25 protein-coding genes and 1 pseudogene are annotated in these 26020 nt (G+C 65.6%); 10 read left to right on the top strand and 16 right to left on the bottom strand.

Features of this window, described 5'->3' with window-relative positions:
• A partial coding sequence (locus tag VK533_RS15960; RefSeq protein ID WP_324379506.1) for a TonB-dependent receptor occupies positions 1–1902 on the top strand: 1902 nt, incomplete at its 5' end.
• On the opposite strand, the gene VK533_RS15955 is transcribed toward VK533_RS15960, so the two are convergent.
• The 9 genes and pseudogenes from VK533_RS15955 to VK533_RS15915 all read right to left on the bottom strand — a co-directional run bounded on the left by VK533_RS15955 (position 1899) and on the right by VK533_RS15915 (position 7903).
• Positions 1899–2609 carry a lysophospholipid acyltransferase family protein gene (locus VK533_RS15955; protein WP_324379505.1) on the bottom strand — a complete coding sequence of 237 codons (711 nt, stop codon included), beginning with the start codon at positions 2607–2609 and terminating at the stop codon, positions 1899–1901. The genes VK533_RS15960 and VK533_RS15955 overlap by 4 nt on opposite strands.
• Before the next feature lie 9 nt (positions 2610–2618).
• Entirely contained in the window at positions 2619–3041 is a 423-nt protein-coding gene (locus tag VK533_RS15950) for a Fur family transcriptional regulator (protein WP_324379503.1), read from the bottom strand.
• A 40-nt stretch (positions 3042–3081) separates the two neighbouring features.
• A complete protein-coding gene (locus VK533_RS15945; RefSeq protein ID WP_324379501.1) occupies positions 3082–3555 on the bottom strand; it encodes a GNAT family N-acetyltransferase in 474 nt (157 codons plus the stop codon).
• Complete coding sequence (gene tsaB, locus VK533_RS15940) at positions 3552–4160, bottom strand: tRNA (adenosine(37)-N6)-threonylcarbamoyltransferase complex dimerization subunit type 1 TsaB (RefSeq protein ID WP_324379499.1); 609 nt, start codon at positions 4158–4160, stop codon at positions 3552–3554. Before tsaB ends, VK533_RS15945 begins: the two co-directional genes overlap by 4 nt.
• Before the next feature lie 4 nt (positions 4161–4164).
• A complete protein-coding gene (locus tag VK533_RS15935) occupies positions 4165–4755 on the bottom strand; it encodes a malonic semialdehyde reductase (protein ID WP_324379497.1) in 591 nt (196 codons plus the stop codon).
• A gap of 26 nt (positions 4756–4781) precedes the next feature.
• A pseudogene (locus VK533_RS15930) lies at positions 4782–5357 on the bottom strand (NifU family protein).
• 41 nt (positions 5358–5398) lie between these two features.
• Entirely contained in the window at positions 5399–6070 is a 672-nt protein-coding gene (locus VK533_RS15925) for a hypothetical protein (protein ID WP_324379495.1), read from the bottom strand.
• A 3-nt stretch (positions 6071–6073) separates the two neighbouring features.
• Positions 6074–6397 carry a DUF6481 family protein gene (locus tag VK533_RS15920; protein ID WP_324379493.1) on the bottom strand — a complete coding sequence of 108 codons (324 nt, stop codon included), beginning with the start codon at positions 6395–6397 and terminating at the stop codon, positions 6074–6076.
• Positions 6398–6592: 195 nt separating this feature from the next.
• Entirely contained in the window at positions 6593–7903 is a 1311-nt protein-coding gene (locus VK533_RS15915) for a M20/M25/M40 family metallo-hydrolase (protein WP_324379491.1), read from the bottom strand.
• Between the two features lie 320 nt (positions 7904–8223).
• On the opposite strand from VK533_RS15915, the gene VK533_RS15910 reads away from it, so the two are divergent.
• Entirely contained in the window at positions 8224–9588 is a 1365-nt protein-coding gene (locus VK533_RS15910) for a DEAD/DEAH box helicase (RefSeq protein WP_324379488.1), read from the top strand.
• A 161-nt stretch (positions 9589–9749) separates the two neighbouring features.
• Positions 9750–10874 (top strand): succinyl-diaminopimelate desuccinylase, encoded by a 1125-nt coding sequence (dapE, locus tag VK533_RS15905; RefSeq protein WP_324379486.1) that lies wholly within the window; start codon positions 9750–9752, stop codon positions 10872–10874.
• Here the strand turns inward: dapE and VK533_RS15900 are convergent.
• Genes VK533_RS15900 through VK533_RS15890 form a run of 3 tightly spaced genes read right to left on the bottom strand, consistent with a single transcriptional unit; the run spans position 10852 to position 13289 of the window.
• Positions 10852–11391 (bottom strand): Smr/MutS family protein, encoded by a 540-nt coding sequence (locus VK533_RS15900; RefSeq protein ID WP_324379484.1) that lies wholly within the window; start codon positions 11389–11391, stop codon positions 10852–10854. The two genes, dapE and VK533_RS15900, sit on opposite strands and share 23 nt — an antisense overlap.
• Positions 11363–12634: a murein transglycosylase A gene (locus tag VK533_RS15895; protein WP_324379483.1), complete on the bottom strand. Its 1272-nt coding sequence runs from the start codon at positions 12632–12634 to the stop codon at positions 11363–11365. The genes VK533_RS15900 and VK533_RS15895 overlap by 29 nt, the downstream gene beginning before the upstream one ends.
• 7 nt (positions 12635–12641) lie before the next feature.
• A complete protein-coding gene (locus VK533_RS15890; protein WP_324379481.1) occupies positions 12642–13289 on the bottom strand; it encodes a Tim44/TimA family putative adaptor protein in 648 nt (215 codons plus the stop codon).
• A gap of 190 nt (positions 13290–13479) precedes the next feature.
• On the opposite strand from VK533_RS15890, the gene secB reads away from it, so the two are divergent.
• The 6 genes from secB to VK533_RS15860 all read left to right on the top strand — a co-directional run bounded on the left by secB (position 13480) and on the right by VK533_RS15860 (position 18856).
• Complete coding sequence (gene secB, locus VK533_RS15885) at positions 13480–13992, top strand: protein-export chaperone SecB (protein ID WP_324379508.1); 513 nt, start codon at positions 13480–13482, stop codon at positions 13990–13992.
• Between the two features lie 100 nt (positions 13993–14092).
• Complete coding sequence (gene murJ, locus VK533_RS15880; protein ID WP_324379479.1) at positions 14093–15667, top strand: murein biosynthesis integral membrane protein MurJ; 1575 nt, start codon at positions 14093–14095, stop codon at positions 15665–15667.
• Between the two features lie 73 nt (positions 15668–15740).
• Positions 15741–16058 carry a hypothetical protein gene (locus VK533_RS15875; RefSeq protein WP_324379477.1) on the top strand — a complete coding sequence of 106 codons (318 nt, stop codon included), beginning with the start codon at positions 15741–15743 and terminating at the stop codon, positions 16056–16058.
• A 74-nt stretch (positions 16059–16132) separates the two neighbouring features.
• Entirely contained in the window at positions 16133–17119 is a 987-nt protein-coding gene (gene trpS, locus VK533_RS15870; RefSeq protein WP_324379475.1) for a tryptophan--tRNA ligase, read from the top strand.
• A gap of 116 nt (positions 17120–17235) precedes the next feature.
• Positions 17236–17961, top strand: coding sequence for a DUF4136 domain-containing protein (locus VK533_RS15865; protein WP_324379473.1), 726 nt, complete (start codon positions 17236–17238; stop codon positions 17959–17961).
• Between the two features lie 94 nt (positions 17962–18055).
• Positions 18056–18856, top strand: a complete 801-nt coding sequence (locus tag VK533_RS15860) for an RNA methyltransferase (protein WP_324379472.1) — start codon at positions 18056–18058, stop codon at positions 18854–18856.
• A 7-nt stretch (positions 18857–18863) separates the two neighbouring features.
• Here the strand turns inward: VK533_RS15860 and VK533_RS15855 are convergent, their stop codons facing one another.
• Complete coding sequence (locus VK533_RS15855; protein ID WP_324379470.1) at positions 18864–19505, bottom strand: hypothetical protein; 642 nt, start codon at positions 19503–19505, stop codon at positions 18864–18866.
• 131 nt (positions 19506–19636) lie between these two features.
• On the opposite strand from VK533_RS15855, the gene VK533_RS15850 reads away from it, so the two are divergent.
• Positions 19637–20257, top strand: coding sequence for a YoaK family protein (locus VK533_RS15850; protein ID WP_324379468.1), 621 nt, complete (start codon positions 19637–19639; stop codon positions 20255–20257).
• Between the two features lie 11 nt (positions 20258–20268).
• Here VK533_RS15850 and lpdA read toward each other — a convergent pair whose 3' ends face one another.
• From lpdA to VK533_RS15835, 3 genes are all read right to left on the bottom strand, one after another.
• The gene (gene lpdA / locus VK533_RS15845) at positions 20269–21663 is read right to left on the bottom strand and encodes a dihydrolipoyl dehydrogenase (protein ID WP_324379466.1); all 1395 of its coding nucleotides are present in this window, start codon (positions 21661–21663) and stop codon (positions 20269–20271) included.
• A gap of 71 nt (positions 21664–21734) precedes the next feature.
• The gene (odhB, locus tag VK533_RS15840) at positions 21735–23033 is read right to left on the bottom strand and encodes a 2-oxoglutarate dehydrogenase complex dihydrolipoyllysine-residue succinyltransferase (RefSeq protein ID WP_324379464.1); all 1299 of its coding nucleotides are present in this window, start codon (positions 23031–23033) and stop codon (positions 21735–21737) included.
• 9 nt (positions 23034–23042) lie between these two features.
• Positions 23043–25946, bottom strand: coding sequence for a 2-oxoglutarate dehydrogenase E1 component (locus VK533_RS15835; protein ID WP_324379461.1), 2904 nt, complete (start codon positions 25944–25946; stop codon positions 23043–23045).
• Positions 25947–26020 lie beyond the last annotated feature (74 nt).

The following is a 26020-nucleotide window of genomic DNA, read 5'->3' as shown; positions in this document are numbered from 1 at the left end:
TCTACCGCCAGCGATCGGATCGAGGACGTACTGCGCGACGTCGCGGGTTTTGACCAATTTCGCCGCTCGGATTCGCGTTCGGCCCATCCCACCAGCCAGGGCGCGACCTTGCGCGGGCTCGGCGGCAATGCCTCATCGCGCGCGCTGATCGTGCTCGACGGCGTGCCGCAGATCGATCCGTTCGGCGGCTGGGTGACCTTCACCGCGTTCGATCCGGCGCGGCTCGGCCAGATCCGTGTCACGCGCGGCGGCGGCAGCGGCGTTTATGGACCCGGCGCGCTCGCGGGAACGATCGAGATCGACAGCGCGGGTCCCGAAGAATTGCGCCCGGCGACCGTCTCCGTCGCTTATGGCAGCCGCAACGCGATCGACGCCGATGCCTTGCTGTCGAGCAGCGCGGGGGCCGGCTTCGCGACCTTATCCGCCAGTTATCAGCGCGGCGACGGTTTCATTCCGATCGTCGCGAGCCAGCGCGGTCCGATCGACCAGCCCGCCGCCTACCGCCAGGGCAGCATCGACGGGCGCGCAATCTTCCCAGTCGGCCCGGACACCGAACTCCAGGCCAATATGCTGCTGCTGCGCGACGAGCGCAGCCGGGGCCTGCCCGGCACGAACAATGACAGCACCGGCGCGGATGCGAGCCTGCGGCTGGTGGGCCATGGCCGCTGGGGTTTCGAGGCGTTGACCTATCTGCAGGTGCGCCAATTCAGCTCGGGTTTCGCCAGCGCCAATGCCACCCGCACCGCTGCGACCGAAACGCTCGATCAATTCAGTGTGCCCGCGACCGGCATCGGCGGGCGGTTCGAACTGCGCCCGCCGATCGGCGGCAATCTCGAGCTACGCGTCGGCGCCGACGCGCGCTATACCGAAGGCGAGACCGACGAATATTTCACCTATGTCGCCGGCCAGCCGACGCGCCAGCGCGAAGCGGGCGGACGCACCACCACCGCCGGCGCCTTCGCCGACCTGAGCTGGGCACTCAACGATAAATGGATTCTGACCGGCGGCGGGCGGATCGATCACTGGTGGATCAGCGACGGACGCCTGCGCGAGCGCACGCTGGCGACCGGTGCCTTCGTCACCGACACCGATTATCCCGACCGCAACGGCACGGAGACGACCGCGCGCGGCGGAATCGCCTGGCGGCCGGCGCGCCACTGGCATTTCCGCACCGCTGCCTATCTCGGCTGGCGGCTGCCGACCCTGAACGAGTTGTACCGGCCGTTCCGCGCCGGGGCCGACGCGACCGCCGCCAATCCGAGTCTCACACCGGAGCGGCTCAAGGGCATAGACGGCGGGCTCGACTGGACGCCCTTCTTCAACACCAAACTGAGCGCGACGGTCTTCCACAATGTGCTCGATCACGCGATCGGCAACATCACGCTTGGCCAGGGTCCGGGCACCTTCCCCGGCGTCGGTTTCGTTGCGGCGGGCGGTGTCTATCGCCAGCGCGGCAATCTCGATGCGATCCGTTCGAACGGTATCGAGCTGGAAGGCCATGTCACCGACGGCGAATGGCGGCTGTCGGCTTCCTATGCCTATGTCGATGCGCGCGTACGGGGATCGGGCCTGTCGGCGCCGCTCGATGGTCTGCGTCCGGCCCAGACGCCGCGCAACCAGCTGTCCGCGACTTTGGGCCGCGAGGAATTATGGGGTCTCTCGACTTCGGCCACGCTTCGCTACGTTTCGGGCCAGTTCGAAGACGATCAGAACAGCCGCGTCGACAAGCACGCGACGACGCTGGACCTGACCGCAGGCGTGCCGATCGGCCATAACGTTTCGATCGAGTTGCGCGCGGAGAATGTGACCAACGCTTTGGTGGAGGCGACGGTCGCGTCCGACGGCACAATCGAACGCGCGACCCCGCGAACCTTCTGGATTGGCTTCAAGTTCGGGGGCTAGAGCCTCAGCACGGCGGCAATCGCGCGATGGGTTTCTAACGCGAGCTGCTTGCGATCCAGCTTGGCGCCGTCGAGCGGCGGCAGGAAATGCAGCGTCACCGGCACGGGCGCGGGCCGGTTGAGCATGCGCTTCATCTCGCTGACGAAGCGGGCTCCGTCCGGCCAGGCGATTTCGGCGTGTCTCGCACCATAATCGATCGCCACCGGTTGCACCGTGACGCCCACTTCATTGGCCGAAACGAACAAGGATGCGCGGAACGGCGCGAGTGTGACGCCATCGCCGGTGCCGCCCTCGGCGAACAGAACGACTAGCCGCCCTTCGGTCAGAGCCTCCGATACCGCGTTCGCCTGCACGCGCGCTTCGCTGCGCTTCTGACGCTGGACGAACACGCTGCCGCCGAGCTTCGCGAGCCAGCCGATCAGCGACCAGCCGGCAATCTCCGACTTGGCGATGAAGCGGGAACGCACGGTGCCACCGAGCGCAGGAATATCGAGCCATGATATGTGATTGGCGGCGTAGAGGGCATTGCCCGTCACTGGCCGACCCGTCACCGTGATGCGCAACCCCAAGAGCCACCCGACGCAGCCGAGATAGGAGCGTACGAAGAAATCGCCGCCGCCGAACAGCCGGCAGATCGCCCAGAGCGGCACATAGATCAGCAAAAGCAGCGCCATGCAGAGCACGCGCACAACCGCTCTGGCTGTCATTCCGTGCGCTCAGCCCTGTCGGTCGAGCGAGACGCCGTAAAGCTCCATGCGGTGATCGACGAGCCGGAAGCCCAGTTTCTCGGCGATGCGCTTCTGTAGCGCTTCGAGTTCGGCATCGACGAATTCGATCACCTTGCCCGTCTCGACGTCGATCAGATGGTCGTGATGCGTCTCCGCCGCCGCCTCGTAGCGCGCGCGGCCATCGCCGAAATCATGGCGTTCGAGGATGCCGGCATCCTCGAACAGCCGCACGGTGCGATAGACGGTCGCGATCGAGATACCGGGATCAATCGCCGATGCGCGGGCATGCAGCGCCTCGACATCGGGATGGTCTTCCGCCTCCGACAGCACACGCGCGATCACCCTGCGCTGCTCAGTGATGCGCAGGCCCTTGTCGGCACACAGAGCTTCGACGTCGATCGAACGGGTCATGGGTGCATGCTATCGGCTTTGGGGGACGGTTGGAAGAGCATCAGCCGAAGCGATCGCCGATTGGCCGCGCCAGCGTGAGCGCATCGCGCGTGGTGCCGTCCGATCCGCGATAATAATCGCGACGCCGGCCGATCTCGCTGAAGCCCGAGCCTTGATAGAGATCGAGCGCCTGATTGCCGTCGCGCACCTCGAGGAGCAGCCGGTGCGCACCCTTGCTGACCGCGATCGCGACCGCGCGCTCGATCAGCGCCCGACCGACACCGTGGCAACGGACGTCGGGCTCGACCGCGAGCAACAGCAATTCGGCTTCGTCTACCAGCAGCCGGCTGAGCGCGAAGCCAACCGTGCGGTCGCCCGCTTCGGCGAAGGTCAGCCAGACATCGGGCAGCGACAATATGCCAAGGCACTGGCCCGCATTCCACGCCTCCCCGAACAAGGGGTCGAAGGCGTTCTCCATGACATCCATCAGCGCGCCGATGTCGCCCTCGTCGCCCTCGCGTAGCGTCACGTTCATTGCGGCAGCTTCGCATCGGGCGCGCGGCCGTAAAGCGGCGTCGGCGGCAGCCCGGTCAGCGTCGACGGCAGCAGGCGCGCATCCGCGGCATTGGGAAACGCTTCGTCGGCCCTGCCCGTGCCCCGCGCCGCGACCAAAGCCGCAGCACCGGACCCCAAAACCAGCGAATCGGAAATCGCGGCGGCAGCGGCAGCGGGCGCGAGCGAACGCAGGTCGCCAAGCGCGGTGAGCGGCGTCCGCGCGAAACGCTGGACGAACAATTCGCCATGACCGCCGGTAATCGCCACGCCGACATTCTCCTTCGCCGTCGCCGCGATCAGCGCCAGCGCGCTATAGCCGGTGACAGGCACATGCCAGGCGAGCGACAAAGCACGCGCCGCGGCCAAGCCGACACGAATACCCGTGAAGCTGCCCGGCCCGCAATCGACCTGGATCATGTCTGTGTGCTTCATGCCCGCCTCGGCCAGCACCTCGCCGATCATCGGCACGAGCCGCTCGGCATGCCCCCGTCCGACCAGTTCATGGCGCGCGGCGACGACCCGGTCGCCGTCGAGCAGCGCCACCGAGCATGCGGCGGTCGCCGTCTCGATCACCAGAACCGTCATTCGGTCAGAGTATCTGGTTCGCCTCGTCGAAGTCGAGACGCGGATGCCGATCGAAGATGCTCGCCGGATCGCCATGGCCGAGCGTGGAGATGAAATTCGCCTTGTAGGACGTGCCCGCGAAGAAGGCCTCGTTGACCTTATGCGTGTCGAAGCCCGACATCGGCCCGGTATCGAGCCCGAGCATGCGGGCGGCAATGATGAAATAGGCGCCCTGCAGCGTCGAGTTGCGAAAAGCCGATTCCTGGATCAGCCCGTCATTACCGAGGAACCAGGCGCGCGCATCGACGTGCGGAAAAAGCTTGGGCAGCTTCTCATAGAATTCCATGTCCATCGCCAGGATGGCGGTGACGGGCGCCTTGCGCACCTTGGGCGCATTCTGTGCCGAGCAAAATTGGGCGAGCTTGTCTTTGGAATCCTGGCTCACGCACCAGACTATCCGCAGCGGCGACTGGTTAGCCGAAGTCGGCCCCCATTTCATCAGGTCCCAGATCGCGCGAAGCTGATCCTGGCTGACCGGTTCATCGGTGAAGCCGTTATAGGTGCGCGCGGAGCGGAAGACGCGGTCGAGGGCTTCGTCGGACAGCGGCGTGGACATGCTTTTCCCCTGTTGTCAGATCGAGATCAGGCGGCGCGGACCTCGGTCACTTCGGGCACATAATGTTTGAGCAATTGCTCGATGCCCTGCTTCAGCGTCGCGGTCGACGACGGGCAGCCCGAACAGGCGCCGTGCATCGCCAGATAGACGACGCCTTTGTCGAAGCCGCGATAGACAATATCGCCTCCGTCATTGGCGACCGCCGGGCGGACGCGCGTATCGATCAATTCCCTGATCTGCGCCACGATATCCGCATCCTCCGGATTCTCGGCGAATTCGCTTTCTTCCTCGATATGGATTTCGTGCGCGCTGCCGGTCTTGAACAAAGGCGCCTGCGACGAGAAATGGTCGAGCAGGATCGACAGGATCTGCGGCTACAGATCGCGCCAGTCGGCGCCCTCACCCGCCGTGACCGCGATGAAATCGCGCCCGTAGAACACGCCGACGACATCGCCCTGCGAAAACAAAGCTTCGGCCAGCGGCGACGCCGCGGCCTCGTCGGCGTCGGCGAAGTCGCGCGGCGGGCCGGCTTCGATCACCGGACGGCCGGGGAGGAATTTGAGCGTCGCCGGATTGGGCGTGGTTTCGGTCTCGATCAGCATGGCTGCCATGTGGGCCGAAGGGGCGGTCAGATCAAGGCAGGCTAGACCTTAATGGCGACCCAGATGACGTGATGCGCGCCTTTTCGGCCGCCGGTGGCGCGGACCTTCACCTCGTCGACCATGAAGCCGGCGCGTGCCACGCGATCGGCGAAGACCTTGTCGGGATAGGCCGACCAGATCGCGAGCACGCCACCCGGCCGCAGCGCGGCGTGGGCGGCCCGCAGCCCCTGCTTGCCGTAGAGGCGGTCATTGGCGGCGTGGATCAGACCATCCGGGCCATTGTCGACATCGAGCAGGATCGCATCATAGGCCGCGCGCGATCCGGCGATCAGTTCGTAGACGTCGCGGATTTCGATCGCGACGCGCGGATCATCGAGGCCATCGCCGAACAGATGCGCGAGCGGGCCGCGCGCCCATTCGACGATCTTCGGCACCAGTTCGCCCACGATAATCTTCGCGTCGGCCGGCAGCACGGCGAGCGCAGCACGCAAAGTGAAGCCCATGCCCAGACCGCCGACCAGCATATGGGGGGCCGCCCGTCCGCGCAGCCGATCATAAGCGAGCGTCGCCAACGCCTCTTCGGATCCGCGCAGGCGACTGCTCATCAGCTCGTTGCGGCCGAACAGGATCGAAAAATCCTGGCCGCGCCGCATCAGACGTAATGTCCCGCCATCGGGAAGCTCGGCCGTGTCGATCAGCTCAAGCGGAATCAACGCTCAGCGGCCCACGCGATTCTTGCGCGCGGCATAGCGCGCGTCGCGGGCAGCCTTCTTCTCTTCCTCGGTCAATTCGACGGGCGGGGGCGGGGCAACCTCGGCGGCGCGGGCGCGCTGCTCGGCCTTCTCCTGCTCACGAGCAGCCTTCTTCTCTTCGCGAGCCTTGGCCGCAGCCTCGTCACGCGCGGCCTGGGCGGCCTTGCGCTGTTCCAGGACGGCGGGATCGATCGGCGGCCGGGCAAGCAGCTTTTCAAGCGCACGCTGCTTGGCTTGCGCGGCGCTGGCGGTGCGGTCCTGAAAGCTCGGGTCTTTGAACGAAGGCATAAGGAACAAGATCTTTCAGTTGATGCGATAGGAGGGCGCGACCGCGGCTATCTCGCCGTCTGTCGAGTGCCGTAAGGATCGAGCGGGATCGTATCACGATAGGTTCGCGGTCCGGCGCCCATCAATTCGCCGGCACGCGCGCCGCCCTAGAACGAAGACCGCACAATAGCAAAACGCGCGGTTCCGGAAATCGGATCAGGGCTTGGCCGATTTTTGCTTGCCCAGCCGCGTCATCAATAAGGCCGCGCGTTTTTCCTGACGCGGGAAGCTGGCGAGATCGGCGGTCTCGCCAATCGCGTGCGCGCCATCGCCGGCCGCGCCCGTCCCGACCAGGCCGCTCGTATAGGGTGCCACGAACGCGATATCGCCCGCGCCGCGCCGCATCGGATCGAGCTCGCCCATCTGCTCAAGGCCGAGGTCCCGATTGACGCCGTTGAGCTGGCCCAGCAGCGCGCGGCTGCCCTCGGTCGGCGCCATTGCCGGATAACCTTCGCCAAAGCTGATCTCGGCGCCGGTGCCGGGCAGGTGATCCGCGACGATCGCGCGCATCTTGGTTTCGATCCGCATCGCCTGATCGTTGGACAGAGCGCGGATGTCGCCGGTCGCATAGCCCTGCCCGGCGATGATGTTGGCCTTGCCCTGCACGGTGCCGCCGGCGGCTTCCTCGGTCGTCGCCGACGGCGTGGCGGTCACGCCGCCGAGCATGATGCCGACGCTGTAGGTGAGGTTGGGCTCGCGCAATTCGCGCCGGAACGTGTCGATGATCCGCGCCAGCTCGTAATTGGCGCCAAACCCGTCCGACTTGCCGAAAATGCCGGCGGAATGGGCGGTGTGGCCGGTGGTGTTCAACGTCCAGGTAATCGATCCCCGGCGCGAGATAGAGCCGATATCCTTGCCGCCCTGCTGCGCGAGCCCTTCAAATTCGAGCGCGGCGTCGGCCCATTTGCCGGCTGCGATCATGTCGCCGCGCGATATGGCGAGCGGCCGGCCCGCGCTTTCCTCATCCCCGGACAGGACGATGCGAATGTCGGCGGGCTCGAGCGTCCCCGCCGTCCTCATCGCCCGCAAGGCGGAGAGCATGATGACGAGCCCGCCCTTCATGTCGGACGTGCCCGGCCCCTCGACGGTATCGCCGCGGCGAACCATCTTCTGGAACGGGCTGTCCTTCTCGAACACCGTGTCCATGTGGCCGATCAGCAGGATGTGCATGCCGCGGCCCTTATGCTCGGCGAGCAGATGGCCGGCGCGGTTCACCTCCGGCGTCGACACCCAGCGAACGGTGAAGCCTAAAGGTTCGAGTTCGGCCTGCATCATCGTCGCAACCGCGCGCACGCCTTCGAAATTGCGGGTGCCGCTATTCTGATCGACCAGTTTTTGAAGCAGCGCGATGTCGCGCTCCTGTGAGGCGTCGATGGTAGCGGCCATGCGTTTTTCCGCCGGCGAGAGCGCGGCGGTGGCGGAACTGGCGGCGAGGAGGGCGAAGAGCGCAACGGCGAGACGGGTCATTCCCACACTTTAGCGCACCGCCCAATGGGGTCGAGGGGGGATCGGACACGCTCAGAATTTTGTGCACCGCGAAAGGCTCTTTCGGTGCATCGAAGGGTCCCACCTTGCTTTCGCACCTGCAATAGACCATATGGGCAGCAGCACCGATGCATTCGTGCGTCCGGTCGGGCAGCGTGAACTTCCGCCATATGCGGGTCGTGCCCCCCTTGAGGTGCTGCTAGCCAAGGGCTCCCCTTTCACGCGGGTCGTCTCATGAACCCGCTTGCCGCGGTTCGGGAGATGATTCCGGACGGCTGTTTGCGCACACGAAAGTGCATCAATTGACCAAATTTTCCGACCTCGGCCTTGCCGCGCCGCTTCAGCAGGCGCTCGCCGCCAAGGGCTATGACAAGCCGACCCCGATCCAGGCGCAGGCTATTCCTGTCGTGATGGAAGGCCGCGATCTGTGCGGCATCGCCCAGACCGGCACCGGCAAGACCGCCGCGTTCGCGCTGCCGTCGCTTCACCGCCTCGCCGCCGACTTCAAGCCGCGCCCGCAAAAGGGCTGCCGCATGCTGGTGCTCGCGCCGACGCGCGAGCTCGCCAGCCAGATCGCCGAGAGCTTCACCGCGTACGGCAAGAACCTTCGCCTGTCGGTGATGACCGTGTTCGGCGGCGTGCCGATCAACCGGCAGATCCGCCAGCTTCAGGCCGGTGTCGACATCCTCGTCGCCACGCCGGGCCGCCTGCTCGACCTGATCGACCAGCGCGCAATGACGCTGCGCGACGTCGAGATTCTGGTGCTGGACGAAGCCGACCAGATGCTCGATCTGGGCTTCATCCATGCGCTCAAGCGCATCCACCAGCTGGTGCCGAAGAAGCGCCAGACCCTGTTCTTCTCGGCGACCATGCCGAAGACGATCGCCGATCTGGGCGAGAGCTTCCTGACCAATCCGGTCAAGGTCTCGGTCGCACCGCCGGCGACCACCGCCGAGCGCGTCGAGCAGTATGTGACCTTCGTCAATCAGGCGGAGAAGCAGGCTCTGCTCACGCTGACGCTGAAGCGCGAGACGATCGAACGTGCGCTGGTGTTCACGCGCACCAAGCACGGCGCCGATCGCGTCGTGAAGCATCTGATGGCCGCCGGCATCGCCGCCAACGCGATCCACGGCAACAAGAGCCAGCCGCAGCGCGAGCGCGCGCTGTCCGAGTTCAAGGCCGGCCGTGCGCCGATCCTGGTCGCGACCGATATCGCCGCGCGCGGTATCGACGTGTCGGGCGTCAGCCACGTCTTCAACTTCGAAATTCCGAACGTGCCGGAACAATATGTCCACCGCATCGGCCGCACCGCGCGTGCCGGCGCGACCGGTCTCGCCGTGTCCTATGTGGCGGACGATGAGCGCCCCTACATGCGCGGCATCGAGAAATTGACCCGCGTGCGTCCGACCATCGTGCCGCTGCCAGAGAATTTCCTCGCCGAGTTGGCCAAGCTGCCCAAGCCCGCCAAGTCCGAAGAGCGTGTGGAACGTCCGCGCGGTCAGCGGCATGGCCAGGGCCAGCGTCGTCCCGACGCCGGCCGTGGCGGTGGTGAGCGCGGCGGCGAGCGTCCGGCCGGCGGCGCCCCCAAGCGTCACTTCGGCCCGCGCAAGGGCGCGCCCGGAGCGCACCGCAACGCCGTCCGCAAGACGACCGGCGGCGGTCGCTAAAATATAGGAAGGGGGAGAGGGCTAACCTCTCCCCCTTTTCATTTGTCACCCTGCACTTGTTTCAGGGTCCATCGGGCCTCCGCGCGCCCGCGCCTGTTTCACGATGGATGCTGAAACAAGTTCAGCATGACGAATGCGTGGGGTCGCGCTAACCGGCAGTAATGCCGCTCGACCCTGTCGCCCTTGCCCAGCAACTGATCGCTTGCCCCAGCGTCACGCCGGAAGATGCCGGCGCGCAGGATGTGCTGACCTATGCGCTCGAAGCCCAAGGCTTCGAGGTCCACCGTTTCACCAATGGCGGCCCACCCGACGGTCCGGTCGAAAATCTGTTCGCTATCCGGGGCCAGGGCGCCCCCTTCCTCGCCTTCGCCGGCCACAGCGACGTCGTGCCTCCAGGCGGCGGCTGGACTGCCGATGCGTTCGCGCCACGGATCGACGGCGACCTGCTCTACGGACGCGGTGCGGTAGACATGAAGGGCGCGCTCGCCGCTTTCGCGGCTGCCGCCGCGCGGACCGCCGGCCACAAGGGCACGCTCGCCTTCATCATCACCGGCGACGAGGAAGGCCCCGCCATCCATGGTACCGCCGCGATCATCGAATGGATGCAGGCCCACGACCACAAGCCCGATCTGATCCTGGTCGGCGAGCCGACATCATCGGCGCGGCTGGGCGATACCATCAAGATCGGGCGGCGCGGATCGGTCAATATGTGGATCGAGGTGCCGGGCACGCAGGGCCACGTCGCCTACCCCCATCTGGCCGACAATCCGATCCCGGCGCTGGCGCGGATCGTGGCCAAACTTTCGGCGCTCGAGCTCGATCAGGGCAATGCCTGGTTCCAGCCGTCCAATCTGGAAGTGACCGACGTCGACACCGGCAATGGCGCAACCAACGTCATTCCCGGCGCGGCGCGGGCACGGATCAATATCCGCTTCAACGATTTGCAGCGCGGGCCTGAGCTGGTCGATCGGGTCAAGGCGATCGTCGCCGGCGAGGCGCCGGGCGCGAGCGTGGTGGCGCGCATATCGGGCGAGGCGTTCCTGACGCCACCGGGCGACTTTTCGGCGCTGGTTAGCGCGGCGATCCAGGACGTGACTGGCGTCACGCCCGAATTTTCGACCACCGGCGGCACGTCCGACGCACGTTTCCTGTCAAAGCTCGCGCCGACGGTGGAGTTCGGCCTGATCAACGCGACGATGCATAAACTGGACGAAGCGGTGGCGATCCCAGACCTCCACGCGCTGACCGACATCTATGAGGGCGTTATTCGCCGCGTCTTCGCCTGAGGATCAAATAAAGCGCGCCGGAACCGCCATGGCGCGGATGCGCGTGGCGGACGGCGGCGATACGATCGCGATAGCCCGACGTGCCGAGCCAGTCGCCGATGCTGGCACGGATCAGCCCCCGCCCTTTGGCTTCCGGCCGCGGCGGCTTGCCCGTCACCACCAGCAAAACACGCACATCGTCCGCCACCGCACGCGCCAACGCCCCTTCGAGCGCCGCCTGCGCGGTCGCGAGCGTATGACCATGGAGATCGATCGTGCGATCCGGCGAGACCACGCCCTGCCGCAACCGCCGGTCCCAACCGCCGTCCAAAGTATCCGGCGGCGGTGCTTCGATCAGACGCGCGGGCTTGGGCGAGGTGGCGACGCGGGCAGCGGGCTTGCGCTTGACCAGCGGCGTCGGCGGTGCGGACAGGATTTCGGCCATATCGACCGCCTTCCCCTCCAGCGGCTTGATCGTCGCCGCGACGCGCGCCCACAGCGCGCGTTCCTCAGCGCTGAGGCGCGGCCCCGGCGGCATTGGTCTGCTGACTGATCAGCGTCGGCCTCAGTTTCTCGATCGTGCCGCGCGGCACCAGGATCAGCATCTGGCCGTGCGCCGACATGCCGCCCGCCGTGATCGCCGCGATCACGCCCGCGCCCCAATAAGTATCGATGCGGTTGGCGCCCTTGATCGCGCCGCCCGTATCCTGCGCCACCCATAGGCCGGTCACCTCAGTCCGGTCGGCGGACAGCCACAATGGTGCTCCGAGTGGGGTGAAATTGGGATCGGCGGCGACGCTGACATGGCCGATAACGGGCGCCCCCATCGCGCCCAAGGGCGCGCCGCCGGGCAGTTCGTGGAAGAAAACGACGCTCTTATTCTCCTCCATCAGCGCCTGCCGTTCGTCGGGATGGTCGGCGAGATAGGCCTTTATGCCCTGCATCGAGGTCGCATAGGTTGTGTTCGGGCCGATCAGGCCGCGGTCGCGCATCATCTTGCCGATGCCGGTATAATTATAGCCATTCTGCGTATCGTAGCCGATCCACATATAGCTGCCGTCGGGCAGATGGAGCCGGCCCGAGCCCTGGATTTCGAGGAAGAACAGCTCGACCGGATCCTGGACCCAGGCGATCTCCAGCCCCTGATTGGCGAGCGCGCCGGCGTCGATCGCGGCGCGATCATAATAAGGGCCGAATTGGCCGTCCTGCAGCCGCCCGCGTACTTTCTTGCCCGACGGAGCCCCGCCGGCGGCGACGCCGCTGTCCATTTCGACCAGATCGGGCGGGCGGCGATAGACGGGCACGTCGAAACCGGTGTCGTGCGTGCGCGACCCCTCGATCTCCGGCGCGTAATAACCGGTCGCAAAAAAAGCGCCGCTGCTGACCAGCAATGTTTCGAACTGGGTCTGGAAGAAAGCGACCGGATCGGTGTCGGCGATCGCCGCGGCGGCACAGGCGGGCGCCCAGTCGATCGGCTGGGTCAGGCCGCTGATCTCCTTGCGCTTCATCAGCGAGCGGCAGGAGGCCTTGAAGGCGTCGCGCGCGGCGCTGGCCTGATCGACCGAAAGATCGAGTGAGGAAACGGGCGGACCGGCGGACACGCCTGCTTCAACCGCGTTGCGCGGAGGCGGCGGAGGCGGCGGCACGACGATTTTGGGCGGTTGTTCGACCCGCGGCGGCGCGGCCGGTCCGTGCGGCGGGCGATGCGGGGTGGTCGAACAAGCGGCGACGAACAGCGACGCGGCGAGCGCGAATCCAACGCGAATTGAGCCTCCCCGCATGTCGGGGTCAGGCCGCTTCGTCGGTCTCTGTGAGCATCCAGTTCGGATTGGGCGACTTGACCGGACGGCTGAAGGTCCAGACGTCGTGGGTCGGTACTGCATCGGTCAGCGATCCGGCGATGACGTTGCCGTCGCGATCGCGCGTCACCGCGGCCACGTCGGCTTCGAAGCGGATGCGGATATGGGCGATGCCGTTTTCGACCTGGGCATCCTCGATCTGCGCCTGCTCGACCGAGACGAGGCGGTTGTCGAGCGTCTCGCCCGCTTCCTCGCGCTCATGGATCGCATGGGCGAAGCTGTGGGCGACTTCGGGATCGACCATCTTGTCGAGCGCATCCTGATCGCCGCGCCAATAAGCGTCGAGCACCATGCCGTAAGCAGCCTTGGCGCCCTCGACAAAGCGCACGACGTCGAACTGGGGATCGGCCGCAGCGATCGTGCGCAAACCCGCAGCGGCGCTGGCTGACGGGGTTGGTTCCTGACCGATCGTGGGCGCGGGCGCCGCTTCGGGCGTCTTCAGCGTCACACCGCGCACGATCGGCACGCTTTCGGCCTTGGCGATCGGCTGTTCGTGGCCCGTGCGCCGCCCAAGCACGCTCCACAGGCGCAGAGCGACGAAAACGAAAACGAGCGCGAGAACGATCAGCGTGGTCACCGGACCTCCCATATTGCCCCCTACATAGGGGGCACGCTTGCAATCTGCAAACAAGCTTGGACGCTTGCTAGACTCCGCGCATAGCCGCCGGGTTCCGCATTGCCCTCCCGGAGCGGGGCTGCTAGCGGCTTGCCGCCCGCGGGCGGCACAAGGGCCAGCCCGCTCCAGACATTCAGGAATGACAGACGCCATGGCCGACGACACCAGCACCGCAACGCCCGAAGGCCTTCAGCCCAACGGTGCGGACACCGCGCCCCAGATCGGCCTGATCGCGCAATATGTGAAGGATCTGTCGTTCGAGAATCCGAACGCGCCGGGCATTTACCAGCAGCAGGCGCAGCCGCAGATCGACGTCCAGTTCCACATCTCGGTCTCGCCGGTGGCGGACGATGTCCACGAAGTGGCGATGAAGATCGACGTGCGCGCGACCGGCGAAGCGGATACGACCATTTTCGCGGTCGAACTGCTCTATGCCGGCCTGTTCGGCGCGCGCAATATCGCCGCCGATCAGCTTTCGCCGTTCCTCTATGCCGAAGCGCCGCGCCTGCTCTTCCCGTTCGCGCGCCGCATCATCTCCGACGCCACCCGCGACGGCAATTTCATGCCCTTGCTGCTCGATCCGATCGATTTCGGCGCGATGTACATGCAGCAGGCACAGCAGGCGACGCAGCTGGCCGAGGGCGAAACCGCCGGCCAGGCCTGACAAATGGAATTTCGTCATCCTGGCGGACGCCAGGATCTCAGCCGGCTGGGTGCCCGCTCATCTTCTGAGATCCCGGCTTTCGCTGGGATGACGCGTTAATATGGGCCTTGCCCGTTCACTGGGGTCGGTCGGCGGCCTGACGCTCGCCAGTCGCGTGATCGCGCTCGGGCGCGACACGCTGCAGGCAACCTACATGGGCGCGAGTTTCGCGTCCGATGCCTTTTTCGTCGCCTTCCGCCTGCCCAACATGTTCCGCGCCCTGTTCGCGGAAGGCGCGTTCAACGCCGCCTTTATCCCGATGTTCAACCGCAAAGTCAGCGAAAGCGGAGAGCTCGCCATCGGCATCAGGTTTGCCGAGCAAGCGCTGGCGATCCTGTTTCCCGTGCTTGTTCTGTTTACCGTAGCGATGATCGTGGCGGCCTGGCCGATCACCATGCTCCTGTCTGGCGGTTTCCACAGCCAGCATCCGACGCATGTGCAACTCGCGTTCGCGGTTCTGCTGTCGCGAATCACAATTCCCTATCTGATGCTGATCAGCCTGGCCTCTTTGCTCGGCGGCATCCTCAATTCGCTCGACAAATTTTGGGTCAACGCCGCCGCGCCGATCCTGCTCAATATCTCGATGGTCAGCGCATTATTGTTCTTTCACGGCGCCGACCCGCTCGTCTCGGCCTGGGTGCAGGCGATCTCGGTCACGGTCGGCGGCGCCCTCCAGCTCGGCTGGCTGATGCTGGCCTGTCGCCGGGTGGGCGTCAGCATGCGTCTTCGGCGGCCGCGGCTCGATGACGATGTCCGTCGGCTGATGAAGCTGATCCTGCCCGCTGCCGTCGGCGCGGGCGCGTCGCAGATCAACCTCCTGATCTCGACTTCGCTTGCTGGCTTCGTGCTGGTGGCGGGCTCGATCTCGTCGATCAATTTCGCCGATCGTCTGAACCAGCTGCCGCTGGGCCTGATCGGCATCGGGCTCGGTACCGTGCTGCTGCCGACTGTCTCGCGCCTGCTCAGCACCGGCCGCGACGTCGAGGCGATGGAAGTCCAGAATCGCGGGATCGAGCTCGCCTTGTTCCTGACCTTGCCGGCGACTGCCGCCTTCATCTTCGCATCCGAGCCGCTGGTGCGTGGGATATTCCAGCATGGCGCCTTCAAGGCGAGCGACGTCGGACGCGTCGCGGGCGCATTAAGCGCCTTCTCGATCGGCTTGCCATCCTATGTGCTGGTAAAGGTGCTGACGCCGGGCTTTTACGCCCGATCGGATACGAGAACGCCGGTGCGCTATGCGATTATTTCGGTCGGCGTGAATATCGGCTGCAACCTCATCCTGATCCCGACGATCGGCGTGCTCGGCCCGCCGCTGGCAACCGCGATCTCGTCGACGGTCAATGTGGGGATGCTTTACCGGACGCTGGTGAAGCGCGGTCATTTGGCCGCCGATGCGCAACTGCGCCGCCGAATTCCCCGCCTGCTGCTCGCGGCGCTGGTAATGGGCGGCGTGCTCTATCTGCTCGGCCCCTATGCAGACCCTTATCTGACGCACGGATTCCTGCTGCGCGTGGGCACGCTCGCTTTGCTTTGTTCGGGTGGCGCGATCGTTTATTTTCTCGCTAGCTTCGTCACCGGCGCATTCGCTCTGGACGACATCAGGCTGCTGCTCCGCAAACGCGCCTCCACCACCTGAACGCCCGATTAAGGCACCGATCGGCCCTTGTTGCGTTTCTCCCCCGCATAGAAGTGCAAATAGGAGAGACACGATGCGTATTCTGATGATTGGTGCGGCGATGACGCTGGCTACGGCTGCTTTCGCGCAGAGCACGACGACGACCACCAGCGCGCCGGATCCGGTGACCGGCCAGACCTCGACCACCGTCGCCACCACGGGTGCCCCGGCCGCGAGTTCGACCACGGTTACCACGAGTGCCGATCCGACGATGCCGGCCGCGACCGCGACCACCACCACGACGGCCGATCCGGCCGACGTAAACACCACCACCACTGTCCAGAAGACCACGCATGATCCGGTCACTGGCACGACCAAGACCAAGACGAAGACCAAGACCAAGCCCTGGTAATCGTCGTTCGCGCCGCTGCTCTCCGGAGTGGCGGCGCTTGACCTCACAGGCGCGCTGCCCGAAGGCGCGGCGCTATGCGCATTCTTTCCGGCATCCAGCCTACCGGCAACCTCCACCTCGGCAATTATCTGGGAGCGATCCGCAATTGGGTGCGGATGCAGGAAGAAGGCGAATGCTTCTTCTTTCTCGCCGATCTCCACGCGATCAGCCAGTATCAGGATCCCGCCGAACTCGGCCGCGCGATCCGCGAAATGGCGGCGGCGCTGATCGCCTGCGGCGTCGATCCCACCCGCGCGACCCTGTTCCGCCAGCGCGACGTTCCCGCGCATAGCGAGTTGGCGTGGCTACTGAGCGGCACCGCGCGGATTGGCTGGCTCAACCGCATGACCCAGTTCAAGGACAAGACCGGCAAAAATCGCGAGGGCGCGTCGGTTGCCCTGTTCACCTACCCCGTGCTGCAGGCGGCGGACGTATTGCTGTATCAGGCGTCGCACGTGCCGGTCGGCGACGATCAGAAGCAGCATCTGGAATTGGCGCGCGACATCGCGATCAAATTCAATACCGACTATAATGTCGAGCTGTTTACCTTGCCCGAGCCGACCATTCCCGCCGCGGCGGCGCGGATCATGTCGCTGCGCGATGGGTCGGCAAAAATGTCCAAGTCCGATCCTTCGGACATGAGCCGGATCAATCTGAACGACGATCCCGATCTGATCGCGCAGAAAATTCGCAAGGCGAAGACCGATGCCGAGCCGCTGCCCGCCGATCCCAAGGATCTGGATGGGCGGCCCGAGGCGAAGAATCTCGTCACCATTTATGCCGCGCTTGCCGACGAGCCGGTCGTGGACGTGCTCGCACGCTTTGCCGGCCAGGGTTTCGGCGCGTTCAAGCCGGCTTTGGCGGAGCTGATGGTCGAAACGTTGCGTCCGATCGGCGGCCGTCTGACCGAGTTGCAGCGCGACCCGGCCGAACTCGACCGGCTGCTTGGCGTGGGCGCTGAAAAGGCCCGCGCGGTGGCCGCGCCGACGCTGGCCGGCGCCTATCGCGCGATGGGTCTTTGAGGCGGCGCACTCGCTTTGGCGCATCCCGGCAACTCATCGCTTGTGCGGAACGTTCAATCGCGGTTCAGTGACAACGGCTTAGCTTCGGCTCTGGAGCTTATACAGGACGCCTCATAATGTCTCTCCGCCGCAAGATAATCACCTTCATTGCCCCGGCCGCTTTGCTGCTCGCCGGCGGTTGCGCCGAATCGTTCAAGGCCGATGTGGCCCGCTTCCAGATGATGCCGCCGCCCGACGGCCAGACCTTCTTCGTGCAGGCGTCCGATCCGCGGCTGCAGGGCGGGATCGAATTCCAGACCTACGCCGAACTGGTAAGTTCGCGTCTCACCGCGCTCGGCTATCATCAGGGTGAACCCGGCCATGCCAGCCTGGTCGTGACGATGAATTACAACGTCGACAACGGCCATACCGAGGTTGTTACGACGCCTGGCGTCGGCCCTGCCTGGGGTTGGGGACCATATGGCAATTGGGGCGTCGGCTATCGCCGGGGCTTCGGCGGCTTGCGCGGCCCGGTCTATGGCCGCGGCTTCTATTACGGCTGGGACGATCCCTTCTGGTACAGCCCGTTCGGCGGTCCCGAGATCAACAGCTACACCTATTTCATCAGCCATCTCGACCTGAAGATCCGTCGCGCCGCCGACGGCCAGACTTTGTTCGAGGGCAAGGCGCGGGCGCGCTCGACCGATCAGTCGCTGCCGCACATCGTGCCCAACCTGGTCGATGCGATGTTCACGGGGTTTCCGGGCCGTTCGGGCGAGGATGTGCAGATCACGATCCCGCCGCCGCCCAAGGCGGGTCAGCCGGCCCAGCCGGCGACGATCCGGGACCGCAAGCGCGGCTGAGCGATTTCCAGCCGGGTGGAAACACCCGGCGAGTCGGAAATCGCGATAACCGACACCTATTCTCTCGCGGCATCAGGCCGGTTACAGCCTCCTGATGCCGCGCGAGATCACCGCTTTCTCCAATCCGCTGATCAAGCGGGTCCGTAACCTGCGCGAGAAGCGCCACCGCCGCGAGGAAGGCCTGTTCCTCGCAGAGGGCCTGCGTATCCTGGCCGAGGCGGAAGAAACCGGCGTACTGCCCGAATATCTGTTCTTCGCCGCCGACAGCGCGCAGCATCCGATCGTGCGGCGGCTGACCGCCGCGGTCGAGGCCCAAGGCGGCGAAGCGGTCGAGACCAGCCGCGATATCCTTCATAAACTCTCCGGCAAGGATAATCCCCAGGTCGTCCTCGGCGTCTATCGCCAGTTCGACACCAGCCTGTCCGCGATCGACCGCAGCGCGTCCGGCATCTGGCTGGTGGCGCAGGCGATGCGCGACCCCGGCAATCTCGGCACGATGCTGCGCACCGGCGACGCGGTCGGCGCGGGCGGGCTGATCCTGATCGACGATACGGTCGATCCCTTCTCGGTCGAGGCAGTGCGCGCGAGCATGGGCGCGCTCTTCACCCAGCGCATCGCGCAGGCGCGGTGGGACGATTTTCTGCCGTGGCTGCGGTCGGGCCCTGGCCAGCTGGTTGGATTGAGCCTGGACACGAGCGAGGATTATCGCCGGCCGAGCTACGCCGCCCCCACCTTCCTGATGGTCGGTAACGAAGCGCAAGGCTTGCCCGCCGATTATGCCGCCGCGTGCGATCTGCGCGTGAAGATCCCGATGCTGGGCAAGGCCGACAGCCTGAACGCCGCCATATCCTGCGCGGTGATGGCCTATCAGGTGCTCGGGCAGCGCCTGCCCTAAGCCTTACTTACGCACCGTATTTCTTCTCGCAGGCATCGATCACCGCCGGTGGCTGGCCGAGCTTCGTCGCAGCAGCCAGTTCGTCCATGCGCTTCTGCTTGAGCGTATCGCCATTATGCAGTCCCGCCGCGCGCAGGACCGGCGTCATCTTCGTATCGAGTTGGTCCTTGAACGCGCCATAGGCGTTGGCTGCGGCGCCGTAATTCGCGCCCTGATCGGCCAACGCCTTGCGCAGGAAATCGGTCAGCACATAGCATTGCAACATGGCGTCGACTGGTTTGGCCGGGAGCACCGGCTGCTTGATCTGCGCTGCCGGGAAGGCGGTGGCGCAGCTTGTGCGCAACGTCTGCCATTTGCCCTTGATCGTTCCGTCGAACAGAACTGGCATCCGCTTCGACACGATATTGATCTTGTCCGGATCGAACGTGTCGCCGGTCGAAGCATAGAGCATCGCGTAATGGAGGATGCGTGCCTGCGCGTCGGCGGACAGATCGCCTTTGGCGCCCGCCGCCTCGCGCTCGCTCGCGGCGGCGACCACGCCGCACGTGGCGGCCAGATCGATCGGGTTGGTCGGAAGTGCGGGTGGCTGCTGCGCACAACCCGCCAATCCCAACGACAGCGTCAGTCCGCCTGCCAAAAGTCTCTGCATGAAAATCCTCAGGATCGTTACGGTCCCGAGAGATACGCCTCAGAGGAGGATCGGTTGCCCCAAGGCCGAAACGATCTTCCCGTGACGCGGCAGCCCGGTTAGTTTCGAACATGCGCCGTTACGATCGACCATTGATCGCCGTCGCCGTCTGCCTTGCGGCACTGGCGGGCTTCGTCGACGCGCTCGGCTTTCTCAGCCTGGGCGGTTTCTTCGTCTCGTTCATGAGCGGCAACACCACCCACCTCGGCGTCGCCGTCGGATCGGGGGCGGCGCCCGCCGCGCAGCGGGCGGCGTTGCTGATCCTGTCGTTCGTGCTGGGCGCGATGGGCGGAACCCTGGTCGCTTACGCGGTGCCGCAGTGGCGCAAGCCGGCGGTACTGGGAGCGGTGACCGCCCTGCTCGGGATCGCTTCGCTATGCCACGGGCGGGGGTCGGATGCTGCCGCCCTGTTCCTGACCGCCGCCGCGATGGGCGCCGAGAACGGCACGTTCCAGCGCGACGGCGAAGTTTCGATCGGGCTGACCTATATGACGGGCACCCTCGTGCGCTTCGCGCAGCGGGCGGCGCTGGCCCTGGTCGGCGGCGAGCGCTGGGCGTGGCTGCCCCATCTGATGCTGTGGCTGGGCTTCCTGGCGGGCGTAACGGCCGGCACGCACACCTACCAACTGATCGGGCTCGACGCGCTGTGGATCGCGACCGGTGCCGCCGCGGCGCTGACCATCGCCGTGGGGATGATCATGCGCCGCCGCTGACGATCGTCCCGTCAGATGTGGATCGGTTTCCCGGTCACCGCCATCGCCGCTTCCTTGATCGCTTCCGAATGGGTCGGATGGGCGTGGCAGGTGTAGGCGATGTCCTCGCTGGTCGCGCCGAATTCCATCGCCTGCGCGGCCTGCGCGATCATCGTGCCGGCGACGCTGGCGATGCACCAGATGCCGAGCACGCGATCGCTGGCAGCGTCCGCGATCACCTTCACGAAGCCGTCGGGCTCGTGATTGGTCTTGGCGCGGCTGTTGGCGAGCATCGGGAACTTGCCGACCTTGATCGGCCCGCGCTCCTTGGCCTGCTCTTCGGTGAGGCCGACGCCGGCAATTTCGGGCCAGGTATAGACGACACTCGGGATCACATCGTGATTCACGATGCCGGTCAGGCCCGCGATATTCTCCGACACCGCAATGCCCTCATCCTCGGCCTTGTGCGCGAGCATCGGGCCTGGAACGACGTCGCCGATCGCCCAGACGCCTGGCACTTTCGTCGCGAAATCATGATCGATATCGATCTGGCCGCGCGCGTTGACCGCGAGCCCGGCCTTGTCGAGCGCGAGGCCCTCGGTATTGGCGCGGCGGCCGATCGAGACCAGCACGACGTCCGCTTCGATCGTTTCCGCGGCACCACCGGCCGAAGGCTCGACCGTCAGCACGGCGCCGTCGCCCTTGCGCTCGACCTTGGTGACCTTGGTCGACAGCTTGAACTCCATCCCCTGCTTCTTGAGGATCTTGTTCGCTTCCTTGCGGACCTCGCCGTCCATGCCGGGCAGGATCTGGTCGAGGAATTCGACCACGGTGACCCTGGCGCCGAGACGCCGCCACACCGAACCCAGCTCAAGCCCGATCACGCCGCCGCCGATCACGACCATGTGGCCCGGAACCTTGGGCAGTTCGAGCGCGCCGGTCGAATCGACCACCACCTGCTGGTCGATCTCGACGCCCGGCAGCGGGGTCACCGACGAGCCGGTGGCGATGACGATATTCTTCGCGGTCACGGTGCGGTCGCCGACCTTGACCGTGTTGGCGTTCTCGAAGCTGGCATGACCCTTGAGCCATTCGACCTTGTTCTTCTTGAACAGGAATTCGATGCCGCCGGTGAGCTGCTTGACCGCATCCATGCGCTGGGCGTGCATCGTCTCGAGATCGAGGCTCATGCTGTCGATCTTGACGCCGAGCTTGGCGAGCATGCCGCCCTTGGCGGCCTCATAGAGTTCCGACGCGTGCAGCATCGCCTTGGACGGGATGCAGCCGACGTTGAGGCAGGTGCCGCCGAGCGTTTCGCGGCTTTCCGCGCACGCGGTCTTGAGCCCCAGCTGCGCGGCGCGGATCGCGGCCACATAGCCGCCCGGACCGGAGCCGATCACCAGCACGTCGAAATCATAGTCAGCCATCAAAAACTCCGCTCGCCCCGGTCTTTTCGAGGGGCGTCATCCGAACGAATATGGGTATTCGGACTGTAAGATTACAGGTCGATGAGCAGCCGGGTCGGATCCTCGATCGCGTTCTTGAGCGCGACCAGGAAGGTCACCGCCTCGCGGCCGTCGATCAGGCGGTGATCGTAGCTGAGCGCCAGATACATCATCTGGCGGATCACGATCTGGCCGTCGCGGACGACCGGACGCTCTTCGATCCGGTGCAAGCCGAGTACGGCCGACTGCGGCGGATTGATAATCGGGGTCGACATCAGCGAGCCGAACACGCCGCCGTTGGAGATGGTGAAGGTGCCGCCCTTCATCTCGTCCATCTTGAGCGTGCCGTCCTTGGCGCGCTTGCCGAAATCGCCGATCGTTTTCTCGATCGCCGCGACCGACAAATCCTGCGCGTCGCGGATGACCGGCACGACCAGCCCGTTCGGCGCGCTGACCGCGACCGAAATGTCGGCATAATCGTGATAGACGATGTCATCGCCCTCGATCGATCCGTTAACCGACGGGATGTCGCGCAATGCCTGGCAGGCGGCCTTCACGAAGAAGCCCATGAAGCCGAGCCGAACGCCATGCTTCTTCTCGAACAGGTCTTTGTATTTGGTGCGCGCCGCGATCACCTCGGTCATGTCGACGTCGTTGAACGTCGTCAGCATGGCAGCGGTGTTCTGCGCTTCCTTGAGGCGCTTGGCGACCGTCAGGCGCAGCCGCGACATGCGCACGCGCTCTTCCTTGCGGCCTTCGCCCGACGAGACGGCGGCCGCCGGAGCCGATACGCTCGGTGCCGGCGCTGCGGCTTTGGCGACGGCGGGCTGCGTCTTGGCGGCCTCGATCACGTCATCCTTGGTGAGGCGGCCATCCTTGCCGGTGCCCTTGATCTTGCTCGGATCGACGCCGTGCTCCAGCACCGCGCGGCGGACCGACGGCGACAAAGTCTGGCCGCCGGTACCGCCTTCTTCGGCCTCGTCATGATTGCCGTAGGCGGCGGGCGTCGACTGGACGACAGGTGCCGCAGCAGGCTCCGGCGGAGCAGCGGCCTCGGCCTTGCCGACCGCCGTGCGATCCTCGACCGCGGGGGTTGCGGCAGTGGCGGCGCTGGCGCCTTCCTGGATGCGCGCGATCACCGCACCGACCTGGACCGTGTCACCCTCGCTGACGACATGCTCAGCGAGCACGCCCGCGGCGGGTGCATTGACCTCGACCGCGACCTTGTCGGTCTCGAGGCTCGCGATCGGCTCGTCGGCCCTCACGGCCTCGCCCGGCTGCTTGAGCCACTGGCCCAGGGTCGCCTCGGTGATCGATTCGCCCAGAGTCGGGACGATAACGTCGGTCGCCATTGGTCTTCCTTATGCTTTCAATGCGTGGCCCAGCGCGTCGGCGACGAGCGCCGCCTGCTGGCTGAGATGTTTCTTCATGAAGCCGGTCGCGGTCGAGGCCGAAGCCTTGCGGCCCGCATAAATCGGGCGGATCGTCTTGCCGGACGCCTTGAGCGCCTCCTCGATCAGGCATTCGACGAAGAACCAGGCGCCGTTATTTTTCGGCTCTTCCTGCGCCCAGACGACCGTCTCGAGGTTCGTCATGCGCGCGATGCGTGCAGCCAGGGCTTCCGATGGGAACGGGTAGAGCTGCTCGATCCGCACGATCGTCGTTCCGGTATCGCCGGCCGCGTCGCGTGCCTCTTCGAGGTCGTAGAAGACCTTGCCCGAGCAGAGTACCAGCCGCTTGACCTGGTCGTCGGCGGGCGCGTGCGGATCACTCAGGATACGCTTGAAATGGCTGTCGCCGAGGAATTCGTCCGCGCTCGACACCGCCGCCTTGTGCCGAAGCAGCGACTTCGGCGTCATGATGACGAGCGGCTTCCTGAACTTGCGCAGCATCTGGCGACGCAGGATGTGGAAATAATTGGCCGGCGTGGTGCAGTTGGCGACCTGAATATTATCCTCGGCGCAGAGCTGCAGATAGCGTTCGAGACGCGCCGACGAATGTTCCGGCCCCTGCCCTTCATAGCCGTGCGGCAGCAGCATCACGAGGCCGTTGGCACGCAACCACTTGGATTCGCCCGCCGCGATAAACTGGTCGATCATCACCTGTGCGCCGTTGGCGAAGTCGCCGAACTGGCCTTCCCACAGGACGAGCGTGTTGGGCGACTGGCCGGCATAGCCATATTCGAAGCCGAGCACGCCATACTCGCTGAGCGGGCTGTCGAGTATTTGAAAGCGCCGATCGAGATCGGACAGCGGGATATATTTGTGCCCGTCGGTCTGATCGACCCAAATCTGGTGGCGCTGGCTGAACGTGCCGCGGCCGACATCCTGGCCCGACAGACGGACCGGATAATTGTCGAGCAGCAGCGTTCCGAACGCGAGCGCCTCGGCGGTTGCCCAGTCGAAGCCCTGGCCGCTTTCGAACATGCCCCGCTTGGCCTCGAGCACGCGCGCCAGCGTCTTGTGAATGACGAGCCCGTCGGGAACCGTGGTGAGCTTGGCGGCGACCGTATCGAACACGTCGCGGGTCACACCGCTCGCGGCGGTGCGGCGCTCGTTGACCGCCTCGCTGGGCGCGGCAAGCCCGGCCCATTCGCCTTCGAACCAGTCGGCCTTGTTGGGCTTGTAGGCCTTGCCGGCCTCGAATTCCTCTTCGAGATGGGCGACGAAATCGCCTTCCGCCTTGTCGAGCCAGCCTGGCTCGATCTGGCCCTGCGCGATCAGGCGATCGGCATAGAGCTTCGACACGGGCGGATGCTTGCGGATCTCTTCGTACATGAGCGGCTGGGTGAAGCCCGGCTCGTCGCCTTCATTGTGGCCGAAGCGGCGATAGCACCACATGTCGATCACGACGTCGCGCTTGAAGCGCGCGCGGAATTCGGTCGCGACCTTGCAGGCGAAGGTCACCGCTTCGGGATCGTCGCCGTTGACGTGCAGGATCGGCGCCTGGACCATCTTGGCGATGTCCGAGCAATAAGGCGACGAGCGCGCGAATTGCGGGCTGGTGGTGAAGCCGACCTGGTTGTTGATCACGAAATGGACGGTGCCGCCGGTATTGTAGCCGCGCAGGCCCGAGAAGCCGAAGCATTCCATGACGATGCCCTGGCCGGCAAAGGCGGCATCGCCGTGGAGCAGGATCGGCAGCACCTTGGCGCGCTCATTATCCAGCAATTGCGTCTGCTTGGCGCGCGATTTGCCGAGCACGACCGGATCGGACGCCTCGAGGTGCGACGGGTTGGGCGCCAGCGACAGGTGGATCTTGTTGCCGTCGAATTCGCGATCGGTCGACGTGCCGAGATGATATTTGACGTCGCCCGAACCGCCGACATCCTCCGGATTGGCGGAGCCGCCGGCGAATTCGTGAAAGAGCACCCGGTAGGGCTTCTTCATGACGTTGGTCAGCACGTTGAGGCGGCCGCGATGGGCCATGCCGATCACGACCTCCTGCACGCCCGCCTGGCCGCTATATTTGAGCACGGCTTCGAGCGCGGGGATCATGCTCTCGCCGCCGTCGAGGCCGAAGCGCTTCGTCCCGACATATTTGCGGGCGAGGAATTTCTCCCACTGCTCGCCTTCGATCACCTTGGACAGGATCGCCTTCTTGCCCTCGGGCGAGAAGCTGATTTCCTTGTCCTTGCCCTCCATCCGCTCCTGGAGGAACATGCGCTCCTCCACGTCCTGGATGTGCATATATTCGAGGCCGACCTTGCCGCAGTAATTGCGGCGGAGCACGGCGATGATCTCTCGCACGGTCGCGCGCTCGAAGCCGAGCGTGCCGCCGAGGAAGATCGGCCGGTCGAGATCGGCGTCGGTGAAGCCGTGATATTCGGGATTGAGGTCTTCCGGCGTGCCCTGCTTGGTCAGGCCGAGCGGATCGAGATCGGCGAGCAGGTGGCCGCGCACGCGATAGGTGCGGATCAGGGCGGTGGCGCGGATCGAATCCAGCGCGGCGGCGGTGACGTCGGCCGCCGGGGCGACGGCGGCGGGTGCCGCAGCGGCGGGCGCGGGCTTGGCGCCTTTGGCCGGCTTGGCCTCGACCTCCATCTGGGTCGGATCGAGACCGGCGGTGAGCGCGTCGGTATCGCTCGGCGGCCAGTTGGACCGCGCCCAGCTCGGGCCCGATACGGTCGCTTCCAGCGCCTGGAAATAATTGCGCCAGTCGGGTTCGACTGACTGCGGATCGGCGCGGTATCGCTTGTACAACGCCTCCGCGAAGGAGGGGCTCACCCCCTCCAACTCGTCGAAGCCAAGTCCTTCGATGCCCATCGCACGTCCTTCATTCGATTCGCCGCCGTATCGTCACGGTCTGTCGCGGCGCACGCTCCTATCAGGTGAGCGCA

Source organism: Sphingomonas sp., from assembly GCF_035317925.1.
Classification (GTDB): domain Bacteria; phylum Pseudomonadota; class Alphaproteobacteria; order Sphingomonadales; family Sphingomonadaceae; genus Sphingomonas_I.
The sequence above is the reverse complement of the archived record's forward strand: the minus strand, read 5'-3'. Positions and strand labels throughout refer to the sequence as shown.

Excerpts from the sequence above, each read along its gene's own strand:
- lpdA (WP_324379466.1), bottom strand. The coding sequence starts at position 21,663 with ATGGCTGACTATGATTTCGACGTGCTGGTGATCGGCTCCGGTCCGGGC.
- trpS (WP_324379475.1), top strand. The coding sequence starts at position 16,133 with ATGCGCATTCTTTCCGGCATCCAGCCTACCGGCAACCTCCACCTCGGC.
- VK533_RS15835 (WP_324379461.1), bottom strand. The coding sequence starts at position 25,946 with ATGGGCATCGAAGGACTTGGCTTCGACGAGTTGGAGGGGGTGAGCCCC.
- VK533_RS15915 (WP_324379491.1), bottom strand. The coding sequence starts at position 7,903 with ATGACCCGTCTCGCCGTTGCGCTCTTCGCCCTCCTCGCCGCCAGTTCC.
- murJ (WP_324379479.1), top strand. The coding sequence starts at position 14,093 with ATGGGCCTTGCCCGTTCACTGGGGTCGGTCGGCGGCCTGACGCTCGCC.
- VK533_RS15950 (WP_324379503.1), bottom strand. The coding sequence starts at position 3,041 with ATGACCCGTTCGATCGACGTCGAAGCTCTGTGTGCCGACAAGGGCCTG.
- VK533_RS15945 (WP_324379501.1), bottom strand. The coding sequence starts at position 3,555 with ATGAACGTGACGCTACGCGAGGGCGACGAGGGCGACATCGGCGCGCTG.
- VK533_RS15900 (WP_324379484.1), bottom strand. The coding sequence starts at position 11,391 with ATGCCGCCGGGGCCGCGCCTCAGCGCTGAGGAACGCGCGCTGTGGGCG.
- VK533_RS15855 (WP_324379470.1), bottom strand. The coding sequence starts at position 19,505 with ATGCAGAGACTTTTGGCAGGCGGACTGACGCTGTCGTTGGGATTGGCG.
- VK533_RS15860 (WP_324379472.1), top strand. The coding sequence starts at position 18,056 with ATGCCGCGCGAGATCACCGCTTTCTCCAATCCGCTGATCAAGCGGGTC.
- VK533_RS15895 (WP_324379483.1), bottom strand. The coding sequence starts at position 12,634 with ATGCGGGGAGGCTCAATTCGCGTTGGATTCGCGCTCGCCGCGTCGCTG.
- odhB (WP_324379464.1), bottom strand. The coding sequence starts at position 23,033 with ATGGCGACCGACGTTATCGTCCCGACTCTGGGCGAATCGATCACCGAG.
- VK533_RS15920 (WP_324379493.1), bottom strand. The coding sequence starts at position 6,397 with ATGCCTTCGTTCAAAGACCCGAGCTTTCAGGACCGCACCGCCAGCGCC.
- VK533_RS15865 (WP_324379473.1), top strand. The coding sequence starts at position 17,236 with ATGTCTCTCCGCCGCAAGATAATCACCTTCATTGCCCCGGCCGCTTTG.
- secB (WP_324379508.1), top strand. The coding sequence starts at position 13,480 with ATGGCCGACGACACCAGCACCGCAACGCCCGAAGGCCTTCAGCCCAAC.
- dapE (WP_324379486.1), top strand. The coding sequence starts at position 9,750 with ATGCCGCTCGACCCTGTCGCCCTTGCCCAGCAACTGATCGCTTGCCCC.
- VK533_RS15955 (WP_324379505.1), bottom strand. The coding sequence starts at position 2,609 with ATGACAGCCAGAGCGGTTGTGCGCGTGCTCTGCATGGCGCTGCTTTTG.
- tsaB (WP_324379499.1), bottom strand. The coding sequence starts at position 4,160 with ATGACGGTTCTGGTGATCGAGACGGCGACCGCCGCATGCTCGGTGGCG.
- VK533_RS15875 (WP_324379477.1), top strand. The coding sequence starts at position 15,741 with ATGCGTATTCTGATGATTGGTGCGGCGATGACGCTGGCTACGGCTGCT.
- VK533_RS15935 (WP_324379497.1), bottom strand. The coding sequence starts at position 4,755 with ATGTCCACGCCGCTGTCCGACGAAGCCCTCGACCGCGTCTTCCGCTCC.